Annotated in this window: 11 protein-coding genes; 3 read left to right on the top strand and 8 right to left on the bottom strand. The window is 68.6% G+C overall.

The genetic code is table 11. From position 1 onward, the window contains the following. A partial coding sequence (locus ROTAS13_RS09635; protein WP_253187652.1) for a D-alanyl-D-alanine carboxypeptidase family protein occupies positions 1–1,119 on the bottom strand: 1,119 nt, incomplete at its 3' end. 331 nt (positions 1,120–1,450) lie between these two features. Here ROTAS13_RS09635 and ROTAS13_RS27090 point away from each other — a divergent pair. The 3 genes from ROTAS13_RS27090 (at position 1,451) to clpA (ending at position 5,193) form a co-directional block, all read left to right on the top strand. Then, positions 1,451–1,978 carry a phasin family protein gene (locus tag ROTAS13_RS27090; protein ID WP_019462650.1) on the top strand — a complete coding sequence of 176 codons (528 nt, stop codon included), beginning with the start codon at positions 1,451–1,453 and terminating at the stop codon, positions 1,976–1,978. A 373-nt stretch (positions 1,979–2,351) separates the two neighbouring features. Further along, positions 2,352–2,708, top strand: a complete 357-nt coding sequence (gene clpS / locus ROTAS13_RS09625) for an ATP-dependent Clp protease adapter ClpS (RefSeq protein ID WP_075822197.1) — start codon at positions 2,352–2,354, stop codon at positions 2,706–2,708. Positions 2,709–2,832: 124 nt separating this feature from the next. After that, positions 2,833–5,193: an ATP-dependent Clp protease ATP-binding subunit ClpA gene (gene clpA, locus ROTAS13_RS09620; protein ID WP_019462652.1), complete on the top strand. Its 2,361-nt coding sequence runs from the start codon at positions 2,833–2,835 to the stop codon at positions 5,191–5,193. A 55-nt stretch (positions 5,194–5,248) separates the two neighbouring features. Here clpA and ROTAS13_RS09615 read toward each other — a convergent pair whose 3' ends face one another. The 7 genes from ROTAS13_RS09615 to ROTAS13_RS09585 form a co-directional block, all read right to left on the bottom strand. Beyond that, on the bottom strand, positions 5,249–6,829 hold the full coding sequence (locus tag ROTAS13_RS09615; protein WP_075822199.1) for an ABC transporter substrate-binding protein: 1,581 nt from the start codon (positions 6,827–6,829) through the stop codon (positions 5,249–5,251). 78 nt (positions 6,830–6,907) lie between these two features. Continuing rightward, positions 6,908–8,179: a cytochrome c gene (locus tag ROTAS13_RS09610; protein ID WP_058389062.1), complete on the bottom strand. Its 1,272-nt coding sequence runs from the start codon at positions 8,177–8,179 to the stop codon at positions 6,908–6,910. Continuing rightward, on the bottom strand, positions 8,179–9,945 hold the full coding sequence (locus ROTAS13_RS09605) for a GMC family oxidoreductase (protein WP_058389063.1): 1,767 nt from the start codon (positions 9,943–9,945) through the stop codon (positions 8,179–8,181). The genes ROTAS13_RS09610 and ROTAS13_RS09605 overlap by 1 nt, the downstream gene beginning before the upstream one ends. Continuing rightward, the gene (locus tag ROTAS13_RS09600; RefSeq protein ID WP_075822196.1) at positions 9,945–10,721 is read right to left on the bottom strand and encodes a gluconate 2-dehydrogenase subunit 3 family protein; all 777 of its coding nucleotides are present in this window, start codon (positions 10,719–10,721) and stop codon (positions 9,945–9,947) included. Before ROTAS13_RS09600 ends, ROTAS13_RS09605 begins: the two co-directional genes overlap by 1 nt. A 179-nt stretch (positions 10,722–10,900) precedes the next feature. Beyond that, positions 10,901–11,779: a PPK2 family polyphosphate kinase gene (locus ROTAS13_RS09595; protein WP_019463123.1), complete on the bottom strand. Its 879-nt coding sequence runs from the start codon at positions 11,777–11,779 to the stop codon at positions 10,901–10,903. Between the two features lie 87 nt (positions 11,780–11,866). After that, a complete protein-coding gene (locus tag ROTAS13_RS09590) occupies positions 11,867–12,733 on the bottom strand; it encodes an endonuclease/exonuclease/phosphatase family protein (protein ID WP_058389065.1) in 867 nt (288 codons plus the stop codon). Then, positions 12,714–13,344: DNA/RNA helicase domain-containing protein (locus ROTAS13_RS09585; protein ID WP_139323304.1), on the bottom strand; the 631-nt coding region annotated here is incomplete at its 5' end. The genes ROTAS13_RS09590 and ROTAS13_RS09585, both read right to left, overlap by 20 nt.

Here is a 13,344-nt window from a genome sequence, read left to right as displayed (position 1 = left end):
GGTGGCGGCGCGGCCCCGCGCGGCCTGCGGCTTGGCCGTCCGGATGAAGGCTCCGCCATCGCCCTGTTCCAGGATCTTGGCATTGCGGGTGATCGGGCGGAGCGGGCGGATCTGCGCCGAGGTCCGCACCAGCTTCGCCGGAGGATCGCGCCGCACCGGCTCGACGGCCGCGAGGCGTGCCTGACGGGCGGCCCGCATGGCGGCGCGTCCGCTCACCGTGGCGGCATGGGCCCGGCCGGTGATCAGCCCGCCGGCGGCGCGGGCAGCACCGGCGCCGGCGGAGGCCACCAGCAGCGCGGAAGGCGTGGAGGGCTCGATGCCCAGCTTGGCGAAGCCGTCATCCAGCAGCGCGGCCGCATGGCGATCGCGCTCCACCCAGGTGGAGCCGCCGAAGACCGCCACCACCAGCCGCTGTCCCTGGCGCTGCGCCGAGGTGACGATGTTGAAGCCGGAGGCGGAGATGAAGCCGGTCTTGATGCCGTCCACCCCCTCATAGGTGCCGATCATCCGGTTGTGCGACCGCACGCGGCGGCCGCCGTAGCGGAATTCCGGCGTGGAGAAATAGTGGTAGCGGTTCGGGAAATCGATATAGAGGCGCCGCCCCAGCGCCGCCATGTCCCGCGCCGTGGTGACCTGCTGGAAATCCGGCAGCCCGTTGGCGTTGCGGAAGACGGTGTTCGTCATCCCGATCTGGCGCGCCTTCTGCGTCATCATCTGGGCGAAGCGGTCGTTGCTGCCGCCCAGCGTCTCGCCGATCATCCAGGCGACGTCATTGGCCGAGAGGGTGACCAGGGCCAGGATGGCCTGCTCCACCGAGATCGAGCTGCCCGGCGGGATGCCCAGCTTCGAGGGGGACTGCGAGGCCGCCTCGGCGCTCATCACCATGCGGCTGTCCAGCGTCATGCGGCCGTCCCGCAATGCCTCGAACAGCAGATAGAGCGTCATCATCTTGGTCAGCGAGGCGGGATAGCGCGGCTCGTCGGCATTCGCGGCGGACAGGGCCTGGCCGCTCCGTGCATCGATGACGATCGAGGCATAGCGGTCGGAGCCGATCTGCGCCGCCGCCGGGACGATCCCCAGGATGGTTGCCCCCCAACCCGATACCAAGGCGAATGCCAAGGCCAAGCATCGCACGCGACGGGGCGTGCGCCAGCCAAGTGACATATCCGTAGTTCCCCCTCGCGGACTCGATGTCCAGGCCCAGGCACACCCCCCAGCGTGCCGGACAACCGACGATAATCGTCACCCCATGGCCATGTCCACGCCCACCATCCGGATTTTGCTCGAATTTTCCGGACGGCTTGGCTTCCGATCCCCATGCCGGGTCACATTTTTTGGCACCGCATCAATTTTGTTGTGGAACTCAAACCTGTTTGAGGCGAAAACCCCTTTGCTGCGGCGCAGCAAAGAGCTACAACTCTGGCCGCAAGACTTGGGAGATATAGAAGAGATGGCTACCGAACCGAAGGTTGCACGGCTCGCGTCCGACACCACCCAGAACGCCACCGCCGCCGCCAACGAGACGATGCAGCAGGGCAAGGCCGCCCTGGAAACCGGCGCCACCCAGACCCGCCGCATGATGGAGGAAAGCATGACCCAGGCCACCAAGCTCGCCGAGGGCATCTTCAAGTCCGCCCAGGAAGCGATGGATTTCGGCCGGGGCAATGTCGAGGCCCTGACCCAGGCGACGCAGACCTATGTGGCCGGCACCCAGGATCTGAGCCGCCAGACCCTCGCCCTGCTCCAGTCCCTGTCCGACCAGGCCATGGAGAACGCCCGCGCCTTCGCCACCGTGCGCAGCGTGAAGGACGCGGCGGAGCTGCAGGCCAACTTCGCCCGCCAGACGATGGAGCGGATGATGGGCGAGACCGCCAAGCTGCAGGAAGCCGGCTTCCGCCTCGCCGAGCAGGCCAGCGCCCCGCTCGCCCAGCGCATGACGCTGGTGATGGAGCGCGCCTCCAAGCCGCTGAACGTCTGATCCCCGTCGCGGGTCCAGAACGGGGCCGGAGGATTTCCGGCCTCCGGGCACAGCCTGGCCGCGAGAGTGGCCGGGCTTTTGCCGTTCCTGGTCCCGGCCCGCATCGCGGGTTCCGGGGCTCTTGCCCGGTGGGACGGCGGCGCGCATTCCCGCAGCCGCGATCCGGGCCGCGTGGGCCGCAGAGCCCATGCCTTGCATTCCCGGAAGACGAGCGCCATCTCGGCAGCGGTCCGGCGCGCGCCTTTTCCGGCGCGTCGCCGCGGCGGACGGTGCGGCTTCATCTTGATATTCCCGCGCCAATCGCCTTCCATTCCAGAGAGCATTCCGCCGCTCCGCCTCTTCCGGCGGGACGGCCCGGTTGAGCGGGCGACCGATGAGCGAACAGGATAAGAGGCCCGGCGGGAATAACCCCGGGGGCGGACAAGGGGATCAGGGACCGGCGAGCGGCGTGGTCGTCAAGGCGCGTCCGAAGACGTGCAAGCCTGCCATGTACAAGGTCCTGATGCTCAACGACGACTACACGCCGATGGAGTTCGTCGTGCATGTCCTCGAACGGTTCTTCCAGAAGAACCGGGAGGAGGCGACTCGCATCATGCTCCACGTGCACCGGCGCGGGGTCGGCGTCTGCGGGGTCTTCACCTATGAGGTGGCGGAGACCAAGGTCACCCAGGTCATGGACCTGGCCCGGCAGAACCAGCACCCCCTCCAATGCACGATTGAGAAAGACTAGACGTGAAACAATCGTGTAACGCCTCTCCCGCCTCGTAAGGAAAGGCCCCACATTAGCCTTCTAACCACCCTGCCCCCGGTGCATCCCGTTCCGGGGCGGGCCATCAGGGGAGCGTCGCCTCAGTATGCTGTCCCGCAACCTCGAACAGACGCTCCATCGCGCCCTGGCGCTCGCGAATGATCGCCGGCACGAGTATGCGACGCTGGAGCATCTCCTTCTTTCGCTTTGCGACGACACGGACGCCACCACCGTCCTCCGCGCCTGCGGCGTCGAGCTGGAGAAGCTCAAGCGCGATCTCGCCGAGTTCCTGGACAAGGACCTCGCCGGCCTGATCAGTGACCGCGGCGGCGACCCGAAGCCGACGGCCGGGTTCCAGCGCGTGGTCCAGCGCGCAGCCATCCATGTCCAGTCCTCCGGCCGGGACGAGGTGACGGGCGCCAATGTCCTCGTCGCCCTCTTCTCCGAGCGGGAAAGCCATGCCGTCTATTTCCTGCAGCTGCAGGACATGACGCGGCTCGACGCGGTCAACTTCATCTCCCACGGCATCGCCAAGGCCCCTGGCCGGTCGCAGAACCGCCCGGTGCAGGGCAATGCGGAAGAGGGCGGCGAGCCCCGGGGCAAGGAGGAGGAGCGGCGCGGCGAGACGGGCGCCAAGCGCGGCCAGGACGCCCTCTCGAACTACTGCGTCAACCTCAACAAGAAGGCGCAGCAGGGCAAGATCGACCCGCTCATCGGCCGCGACAGCGAAATCGAGCGGACCATCCAGATCCTTTGCCGCCGCACCAAGAACAACCCGCTCTACGTGGGCGACCCGGGCGTGGGCAAGACCGCGATCGCCGAGGGGCTGGCCAAGCGGATCATCGAGGGCGACGTGCCCGAGGTGCTGCTGAAGTCCACCATCTTCGCGCTCGACATGGGCGCGCTGCTGGCCGGTACCCGCTACCGCGGTGATTTCGAGGAGCGGCTGAAGGCCGTGGTGACGGAGCTGGAGCAGCACCCGGGCTCCATCCTCTTCATCGACGAGATCCATACGGTGATCGGCGCCGGCGCCACTTCCGGCGGGGCGATGGATGCCTCCAACCTGCTCAAGCCGGCCCTGGCCCAGGGCACGCTGCGCTGCGTGGGCTCCACGACCTACAAGGAATACCGGCAGCACTTCGAGAAGGACCGGGCGCTGGTCCGCCGCTTCCAGAAGATCGACGTGAACGAGCCGTCGGTCGAGGATGCGGTGAAGATCCTCCAGGGCCTCAAGACCAACTACGAGAAGCACCACAAGGTCCGCTATACGCCAGAGGCCATCCGCGCGGCGGTGGAGCTTTCGGCCAAGTACATCAATGACCGGAAGCTGCCGGACAAGGCGATCGACGTGATCGATGAGGTCGGCGCCTCCCGCATGCTGCTGCCGGAGAACAAGCGCCGGAAGACCGTGACGTTGAAGGACGTGGAGGATATCGTCGCGAAGATCGCGCGCATCCCGCCCAAGTCGGTCAGCACGGACGACAAGGAGACGCTCAAGAACCTGGAGCGCGACCTGAAGTCCATGGTCTTCGGCCAGGACAAGGCGATCGAGGCCCTTTCGGCCGCGATCAAGCTGTCCCGCGCCGGGCTGCGCGATCCGGAGAAGCCGATCGGCAACTACCTGTTCAGCGGCCCGACCGGTGTCGGCAAGACCGAGGTGGCCAAGCAGCTCGCCAAGACGCTGGGCATCGAACTGACCCGCTTCGACATGTCCGAGTACATGGAGCGGCACTCGGTCTCCCGCCTGATCGGCGCGCCGCCGGGCTATGTGGGCTTCGACCAGGGCGGACTGCTGACCGACGCCGTGGACCAGCACCCACACTGCGTGCTCCTGCTCGACGAGATCGAGAAGGCGCATCAGGACCTGTACAATATCCTGCTGCAGGTGATGGATCACGGGAAGCTGACCGACCACAACGGCAAGATCGTGGACTTCCGCAATGTCATCCTGATCATGACGACCAATGCGGGGGCCTCCGACATGGCCAAGGCCGGCATCGGCTTCGGGCGCGAGGTCCGGACGGGCGAGGACGAGGAGGCGATCAAGCGCCTCTTCACCCCCGAGTTCCGCAACCGCCTGGACGCGGTGGTGCCCTTCAGCGGGCTGACGCAGGAGATCGTGGGCAGTATCGTCGAGAAGTTCGTGATGCAGCTGGAGGCCCAGCTCGCGGACCGCAACGTCACGATCGAGCTGTCCTCGGCGGCCAAGGAGTGGCTGGCGGAGCGGGGCTACGATCCGCTCTACGGCGCACGCCCGCTGGCCCGGATCATCCAGGAATACGTCAAGAAGCCGCTGGCCGAGGAACTGCTCTTCGGCAAGCTGGTGAAGGGCGGCTCGGTGAAGGTCGGCATGAAGGATGGCATGCTCACTTTCGACATCACCGAGGCCCCGCCCCCTGCCCTGCCCAAGCCCGAGGAAGGCCCGGGCGATGGCGAGGCGGAGCGGGAGCCCGAGACGGCGGACTGATCCACCCGCCTTTCCGAGACCAGGGCGCGGCGGGGAAATCCGCCGCGCTCTTTCTTCATGCGCGCCGGATGTTGGTGAACTGCGGCGGCCCACTCAGCATCCCCACCAGTCCCTTCCGGTAGGCGGTCGGCTGGCGGATCTTGCCCAGCGGCACATAGGGCACGTCGAGGAAGGCCTGCTTCTGCATCCGCGCCGCCAGATCCTTCTGGCTCGCCTCATCCGGCGCCGTGAACCAGGCATCGCGCAGGCGCTCCAGCTCCGGGCTGGTCGGCCAGCCATTCGGCGCCTTCTCGCCATTGCCGCGCAGGAAGTTGTGCACGGCGGGCGACCACTGATCGATCCCGGCCCAGTAGGTGCAGTAACAGTTGTAGCCGCCTTCCTCGATCGGCTTGCGGATCGTGGCGCGGGAAACGACGCTGCCCCAGTCGGCTGCGACATAGTCCAGATTCACGCCCATCTGCCGCATGGTCTCGGCCACGACCTCGGACACGGCGTTGATGCGCGGCACATCCGTCCCGGCCAGGATCACCACCCGCTCGCCACGGTAGCCCGCCTCGGCCAGGGCCTTCTTCGCCTTCGCCGGATTGGTGAGCGAGCCCAGCGCCTCCATCCCGACCTTGGAGGCCATGGGCGAGGCCGGGTCGAAGAAGCCGACTTCGGTCTGGCTGAGCGTGGGGTCTGCCCCAGCCGCCGCGGACATGCAGTCCGCCTGGCTCACCGCCGCCAGGACCACACGGCGGATCGCCGGGTTGTCGAAGGGCGGCAGCAGGTGGTTGAAGCGAAGGTTGCCGATCAGCCCGGTCGGGTCGTTCACCCGAACCTCCAGGGCCGGATCACGCTTCAGCACCGGAACGAGGTCGATCAGCGCGTGGTCGAGCCAGTCCACCGAGCCCGACTGCACCGCCGCCGCGGCGGTCGCCGGGTCCGGCACCACATGCCATTCCACCCGGTCGAAATGCGCCACGCGCGGCCCGGCGGTGAAGCTGGCCTCGCCGCCCTCGCGCGGCACATAGCCCTCGAAACGGGCGTAGTTCAGGCGGGCGCCCGGCACATGCTCCCCGGCCAGGAAGCGGAAGGGCCCACTGCCCACCATCTCCTTGACCTGTGTATAGGCATCGGTGCTCGCCAGCCGCTCCGGCATGATGACCGGAACGTTGGAACCCGGCTTGCCCAGGGCCGCCGGCAGCAGCGGGAAGGGCCGCTTGAGGCGGAACCGGATGGTCCTGTCATCCGGCGCCGCGAGCTCGTCCGTGGCGGCCATCAGCGCCTGTCCGAAGGCGTCGCGCCGGGCCCAGCGCCGGATCGAGGCGACGCAGTCGAGCGCCAGCACCGGCTGCCCATCATGGAACTTCAGTCCGGGGCGCAGTGTCAGGCGCCAGAGCTTCCCGTCATCCTCGGTGACATGGCCGGCAACCATCTGCGGCTCTGGCTCGAAGCGGTCATTCAGACCGTAGAGCGTGTCGAAGACCAGCAGCGCATGGTTCCTCGTGGCGTAGGAGGTGGTCCAGATCGGGTCCAGCACCGCCGCATCGGCGTAGGGGATGAATTTCAGGACCTGGGCATCCTGCGCCCGCCCGATCCGTGGCGCGGCGAACAGGGCACCAGCCGCGCCCAGTACGGCGCGTCGCTTCAGCATCATGACAGCACTCCATCCCGACATGGTGCCTTGCCGCGTGCAAGCAGCATGCCGGGGGAGGATGGCCGCGGATGGCTCCTAGTTCGGGTTCTGCGCCAGCCGGTCCCGCATGGATTGCGCCTGGGATGCCGTGACCGCCGGGGCGGCATTGCCCCAGCTGTTCCGGATATAGGTGGTCACCGCCGCCGCCTGGTCATCGGTCAGGCGCCAGCCGAAGGCCGGCATCGATGCGGCGGTGGGCACCGCCGCCGTGGTGGCGGGCTTGGAGCCCTGCATCACCACGCGCAGCAGGGTCTCCGGCCCGGCCTGCTGCACGGCGGGGCTGTTCGCCAACGCGGGGAAGAGACCGGCGACACCCTTGCCATCCGGGCCATGGCAGGCCCGGCAGCCATCCATGTAGATCGCGGCACCCACCTGCATCTGGGCGTTCCCTGCCGGCAGCGGGGCGGGCGCCGCGGCGGTGGCGGGCTCCTCGCGGGGCTGTTTCAGATAGGTGGCGATGGCGCGGAGATCGGCCTCGGTCATCAGCATGGTGGAGTATTCCACCACCTCCGCCATGGGGCCGGAGGCGGCGCCATGCACATTGTGGCCGGTGCGCAGGTACTCCACGATCTCCTCGACCGACCAGCCGCCGATCCCGGTGCGGTTGTCCGTGGTCAGGGAAGGCGCGAACCAGCCCTGGAGTTCGCCGCCGCCGAGGGCCTGGGAGGTCTTGTCGCCCCCCAGCATGTTCTTGGGCGTGTGGCAGGCGCCGCAGTGACCCAGCCCCTCCACGAGATAGGCGCCACGGTTCCATTCCGCCGAACGGCCGATCACCGGCTCGAACGCGCCGGGGCGGAAGAAGAGCAGGTTCCAGCCCTTCATCAGCAGGCGGATGCTGAAGGGAAAGGGCAGCGTGTTCCGGTCCACCGGGTTCTGCACCGCCTCCAGCGATTGCAGGAAGGCGAAGATCGCGTCGGAATCCTCGCGCGTCACCTTGGTGTAGTAGGTGTAGGGAAAGGCTGGGTAGAGCCGCGTCCCATCCGCCGCATGCCCTTCGTGCAGGGCCCGGTAGAAATCCTCCGCCGTCCAGGTGCCGATGCCGGTCTCGCGATCCGGCGTGATATTGGCCGCGCGGATCTGGCCGAAAGGCGTCTCGATCGGCCGGCCGCCGGCGAAGCCCCGGGAGCCGTAGCCCGGCATGCCGGGGGCGATGCCGGAACCGGCGTGGCAGGCGGTGCAGTCGCCCACTATGGCGAGGTAGCGGCCACGCTCGACCTGGTCGTAGCGGTCGGGCTCGGCCCGGGCGGGCAAGACGCCCGCCATGGCGGCGACGGCGAGGCCGGCCAGGGTGTGGAGCAGCGGGCGCATCAGGCCTGCACCAGCGGCTGGCCGGGGTTCTTCAGATACTGCGTGGTGATGGCGTCCGCGGCCATGAAGGCTAGCGCCCCGACCGTGCCGGTGGGGTTGTAGCCCGGGTTCTGCGGAAAGGCGGAGGCGCCGAAGACGAACAGGTTCGGCACGTCCCACATCTGGGAATACTTGTTGATCGCGCTTCCGCGCGGATCGGCCCCCATGATCGCGCCGCCGGTGTTGTGCGTGGTCTGGTAGGGCACCACATCCCAGCCCGCCTTCTTGGGCGTGGAGCGGATCTGCTTCGCACCCATGGCCCGCATGATCGGCTCCATCTTCTGCGTCACATAGGCGGACATCTTCACTTCGTTGTCGTGGTAGTCGAAGGTCATGCGCAGCAGGGGCCGGCCCAGCCGGTCCTTGTAGGTCGGGTCCAGGTCCAGGAAGGCGTCGCGATAGGACATGACGCTGCCCTGGCTGCCGACATTGGCGACCTTCAGGTAGTTCTCGGCCGTCGCCTTCTTCCAGGCGCTGCCCCAGCGGGGCGTGCCGGGCGGGGTGGGGCGGGCGGAGATCGGCCGCGCATTGGTGGTGGTGCAGTTGATGTTGGCGCCGCCGACGAAGCCCAGGCCGGTGTGGTCGAAGACATCGCCCTGGTAGTCGTCACAGGTCATGCCCAGCGCCCCAGCCCCGGCCCAGGCGTTGAAGAGCTGGTCGTCGAAGAAGCCGTTCACCGAGGAATTGCACTGGTAGGCGTAGTTCTTGCCGATCACTCCCTCCCCGGTCCGCGGGTCGTAGGGGCGGCCGATCTGCGAATGCAGCAGCAGCCGCACGTTCCAGAGCTGGTAGGCGCAGAGGAGCACCATATCGGCGGGCTGCTCCCATTCCTGCCCCTGCGGATCGACATAGACGACGCCGGTCGCCGTCTTGCCGTCTGCCGACATCAGGATGCGCGAGACCTCGCATTGCGTGCGGGCCTCGAAGCCCGGATGGCGCATCAGCACCGGCAGGATCGTGGTCTGGGCGCTGGCCTTGGAGTAGTTGGCGCAGCCGAAGCGCTCGCAGAAGCCGCAATAGGTGCAGGGCCCCATCGTGACGCCGAGCGGGTTGGTATAGGGCTGCGACATGTTCGCCGAGGGCAGCGGGAAGGGATGCATCCCGGCTTCCGTCGCCGCGCGGGTGAAGAGGTTCTGCGCGTGCGACATCTTCAGCGGCGGCGTCGGATAAGGACGCGAACGCTCGCCCTCGAAAGGATTGCCGCCTGGCTGGATCTGCCCCTTCAGGTTCCCCGCCTGCCCCGCGATGCCGCAGAGATACTCGAACTTGTCGTAGAACGGCTCCAGCTCCTCATAGGTCAGGCCCCAATCGGCGATGGTCATGCCTTCGGGGATCATCGCCGCGCCGTAGCGTTCCGTCAGGTGCGAGCGCAGGCGGAAGTCGCTCGGCATGAAGCGCCAAGTATGGCCGTTCCAGTGGATGCCCGCGCCGCCGACGCCGTTGCCCGGCAGGAAGCTGCCCCAGTTGCGGATCGGCAGGGCGCGCTGCGACGGGTTGTTGCGCGCCGTGACCGTGTCCTGCGCCGGCTGGGAGAAGAGCTCGTTGCGGATGGCGTAGCGCAGCTCGTCCGGCGCCGTGCCGATGTTGAAGTCGGTGGAGGTGTCGCGCCAGGGGCCACGCTCCAGCGCCACCACCTCCAGCCCCGCCTGGCAGAGCTCGTAGCCCATGATGGCCCCGGTCCAGCCGAGGCCGACGATCACCGCATCCTTGCGTGGCAGGCGCTGCATCAGATGCGCCCTCCCGATCCGGCGGTGATCGGCGGACCGCCGGGGCCGCCCCATTCCGGACGGCCCATGAGGCCGACGGGCGGGATGGTGTAGCGCTGGTTCGGATGTGCGATCACGTCGCGGAAGTCGTAGCGCGTGCCAGGGAAGCCGATCATGCGCCAGCCGACCATGCCCTTGTTGCCGCCATAGATCGGGTCGGCGAAATAGCCCTCCATGACATTGCCGTAGACCTGCTCGAACAGCACCTTGCCGTCGAAGCCGTCGAGCTTCACCTCGCCCTTCTCCAGCCCGGCCAGCAGCTTGTCCTGGTCCTCCCCGCCGAGTTCCTGGAAGCGCCGGTTGCTGAAGGCGGCGGCGACATGCCGGGCCAGGGCGGCGAGGCCCTGGCGGTAGATGTCGCGCGGGGTGAAGGGCAGCTGGTAGCCCTGGGTCGGCAAAGGGTCGGCGGGAAAGGGCCCCTGCATGTACCAGCCGTCGCGGCGGCCATAGGGACCGGCGAGTTGCCGGTCGATGAAGATGGCGCAGCCCGCGTCGCGGCCGCCGGGGCCGAGGGAATCGGTCGGGATCATCCGCTCGGCGATCGCCTCGATCGCCGCGGCCTCGTCCGCTGTCAGGAAAAGCCAGGGGCCGGGCTGGGCCATGGCCTCGGGTGGCCAGACCTCTCCCGGCTGCCAGGGCAGCAGGCCGCTGACCTCGCGCGCCTGTCCGGTTGCGCCCAGCGTCACGAGGGCACTGGCCGACAGCAAGGCCCGCCGTCGCGTCAAACCACCCCGCATCGGAAACTCCACTTTCTTCCCGCAGCCCTGCGGCCCCGGCTTTGGGGGCGATGCTAGGCAGGCTGGCGCGGGAGGAAAGCGAGGCGCGCGAGTCCCGGGGCGCTTATCGTCTTGTCTTGAACTTCATGAACGGAAGTTCACCGGTCCGGCAGACCGGGCCAGCCCTGGCGGCAAACCTGTCAGCTCAGGGCCTTGCGCGCCTTCTGCAAGCTCTCCCGCTGGGTCTCGCTGACCTCGGGATAATGCAGGTCCAGCTTCCGCATCGTTCCGAGCAGGATCTCCGCCACCAGCAACCGGGTCAACCACTTCCGGTCCGCCGGCAGGACGTACCAGGGCGCATAGGGCGCGGCCGTGGCGCGGATCGCCGTCTCGTAGGCGGTCTCGTAATCGTGCCAGCGGCGACGGTCCACGATGTCGGAAGGCTGCAGCTTCCAGTTCTTGTCCGGCTCGTCGATCCGGGCCAGGAAGCGCTTGCGCTGCTCCTCCTCGCCGAGATGCAGGAAGAACTTCAGCAGCACCGTCCCCTGCCGGGAGAGGTAGCGCTCGAAGCAGCCGATGTCCTCCAGCCGTTCGTCCCAGATCGTGTCATCCACCAGGACCTTCGGAAGCGCCTCGCCGGCCAGGATCTCCGGATGCACGCGGGCCACCAGGACCTCCTCGTACCAGGAGCGATTGTGGATGCCGATCCGGCCACGGGCCGGCAGCGCCACTACGTGGCGCCAGAGGAAGTCGTGCTCGCGCTCCAGCCCGACCGGCGCGGAGAAGGAGACGACCTGGCAGCCCTGCGGGTTGATGCCGGAGAAGACATGCTTGATGGCACTATCCTTGCCCGCGGCGTCCTGCGCCTGGAAGATGCAGAGCACGGACCAGCGGCGGCTGGCATAGAGCCGGCCCTGCAACTCGGCGATGGCCTCGATCCGCTCCTGCAGCGCCGCCTCGCTTTCCACCTTGGTCAGCGGGATGCTTCCCTTGTCGTCGGTGGCATAGTCCTTCAGCGCGAATCCCTCACCCGAGGTGATGCGCCGTCGTTCCACGAGCTGGCGAATGGGATTCGACATGGGTTGGCCTCCGTTCCATCCGGTGCAGCAGGCAACGCGCCAGCGACGGCACCGTTGACCACCGCGTCCGGGCGGGCGCTTCCTCGTTCACGGCAGGTTCAGGCGGACCGAGACGGGGCAGTGATCCGACAGGCTGTCCTTCCGGCCCGGCTCGCGCTCCGCATAGACCAGCACGCGCAGGCTGTCCGGCACCAGCCAGTCCCGGGCCGCGCCGCCGAGCAGGATGTGGTCGATGAAATCCCGCCCGCCCCAGCAGGGATCGGAACGCCCCTCCGTGGCGCGGAGCAGCGTGCCGCGCTTCGCGATCCGGCGCAGGAAGGCGTCGCGCGGCCCCTGGAAGCGCCGGTTGAAGTCGCCCAGCACGGCGAAGCCGCCGCCCTCCCCTTGCCGCGCCGTGATCCAGTCCGCGACAATGCCTGCCTGCTCACCCAGGATCGCGCATTCCCGGTCGCCTTCCAGGAAGGCCCCCTGACGGCAGCCGGCCTTGAGGTGCAGTGCCAGCAGACGCAACGGGGCACCTCCCGGCTCCTCGATCGTCACGTCCACGCCCCGGCGCAGGCTGAAGCGTGCCTCCGGCGCACGGTCCAGCGCGGCGAGATCGGGATTCTGCCGCGCCCGCAGGCGGCGGCGCACGGCGATGCCGATCCGCTGCACGTCATGTTCGTTGGCGAAGAAGAACCGCCATTCCGCCGGGTCCAGCAGCCGCGCCGCCGCCTCCGGCCCATCCACCTCCTCCAGCGCCAGCACATCCGCCGCCAGCCGCTGGGCATAGAGGCGGAGGCGCGCGAAGTCCTCCGCGCCACGGCCGGGCAGTTCCGGTGGCAGCAGGGGATCGCCCGGCGCACGCGTGGTGAGCCAGTTCAGGTTCCATGTCGCCAGCTTGATCTCCCCGGCCCGGGCCGGCGCCGCGAAGAGGAGGAAGAGGAGGACGAGGCTAGAGAAGAGAAGGCGCATCTTCCATCTCCTGTTCCGGCGGCTCCATCGAGGCCTCGTCCAGGCTCCGCGCGCCGCAGCGGAGCAGCCGCGCCGCCAGCAGGTCCAGCGCCGCCGGGTCGCGCGTCCGGTCCGCGGCATCGCCGCGCGGCACCCAGAGCACCGTCTCGTAGCGCGCCCGTGTCAGCAGCACGCGATAGGTGTTGCGGATGAAGTCGCGCTCCTGCGCCTGACGCACCACCTGCCAGGCGCTGCCGACGAAGCGGCGTGCCTGCCACCCCGATGCACCGGCGGGCAGGAAGTCGCCACCCCAGGCCAGTCCCGCCACATCCAGCTCCAGCCCCTGGCAGGCATATTCCGTCGCGCCGGTCTCCAGCGCGTCGGAGGCGCGCACATCCGGCCAGCGGCGGAGGAACCAGTCCGCCACCGCCGGGGCCGGAACTTCCTCGCCGAAGCCGTCGCCGCGCAGCCGGCGCGCGCCGGAACTGCGCAGGATGCCGGCCCGCCGCTCGCCCCGCGCGAAGGCACGCAGGGTCCGACGCAGGGTGCCCAGGTCGCGGGTGAGAAAGACCGGCAGCCCGCCCTCGGCCTCCGCCGCGATGCGCGCGGCCTCGGCGACGCGCCCGTCCAGC

Origin of the sequence: Roseomonas sp. TAS13 (assembly GCF_001950415.1) — a bacterium.
GTDB classification, from domain to species: Bacteria; Pseudomonadota; Alphaproteobacteria; order Acetobacterales; family Acetobacteraceae; genus Roseomonas; species Roseomonas mucosa.
Note: the sequence above shows the minus strand (reverse complement) of the source record. Positions and strands in the feature narration are given on the sequence as shown.

Excerpts from the sequence above, each read along its gene's own strand:
- ROTAS13_RS09605 (WP_058389063.1), bottom strand. The coding sequence starts at position 9,945 with ATGCAGCGCCTGCCACGCAAGGATGCGGTGATCGTCGGCCTCGGCTGG.
- ROTAS13_RS09590 (WP_058389065.1), bottom strand. The coding sequence starts at position 12,733 with ATGCGCCTTCTCTTCTCTAGCCTCGTCCTCCTCTTCCTCCTCTTCGCG.
- ROTAS13_RS09600 (WP_075822196.1), bottom strand. The coding sequence starts at position 10,721 with ATGCGGGGTGGTTTGACGCGACGGCGGGCCTTGCTGTCGGCCAGTGCC.
- clpA (WP_019462652.1), top strand. The coding sequence starts at position 2,833 with ATGCTGTCCCGCAACCTCGAACAGACGCTCCATCGCGCCCTGGCGCTC.
- ROTAS13_RS09610 (WP_058389062.1), bottom strand. The coding sequence starts at position 8,179 with ATGCGCCCGCTGCTCCACACCCTGGCCGGCCTCGCCGTCGCCGCCATG.
- ROTAS13_RS09615 (WP_075822199.1), bottom strand. The coding sequence starts at position 6,829 with ATGCTGAAGCGACGCGCCGTACTGGGCGCGGCTGGTGCCCTGTTCGCC.
- clpS (WP_075822197.1), top strand. The coding sequence starts at position 2,352 with ATGAGCGAACAGGATAAGAGGCCCGGCGGGAATAACCCCGGGGGCGGA.
- ROTAS13_RS09595 (WP_019463123.1), bottom strand. The coding sequence starts at position 11,779 with ATGTCGAATCCCATTCGCCAGCTCGTGGAACGACGGCGCATCACCTCG.
- ROTAS13_RS27090 (WP_019462650.1), top strand. The coding sequence starts at position 1,451 with ATGGCTACCGAACCGAAGGTTGCACGGCTCGCGTCCGACACCACCCAG.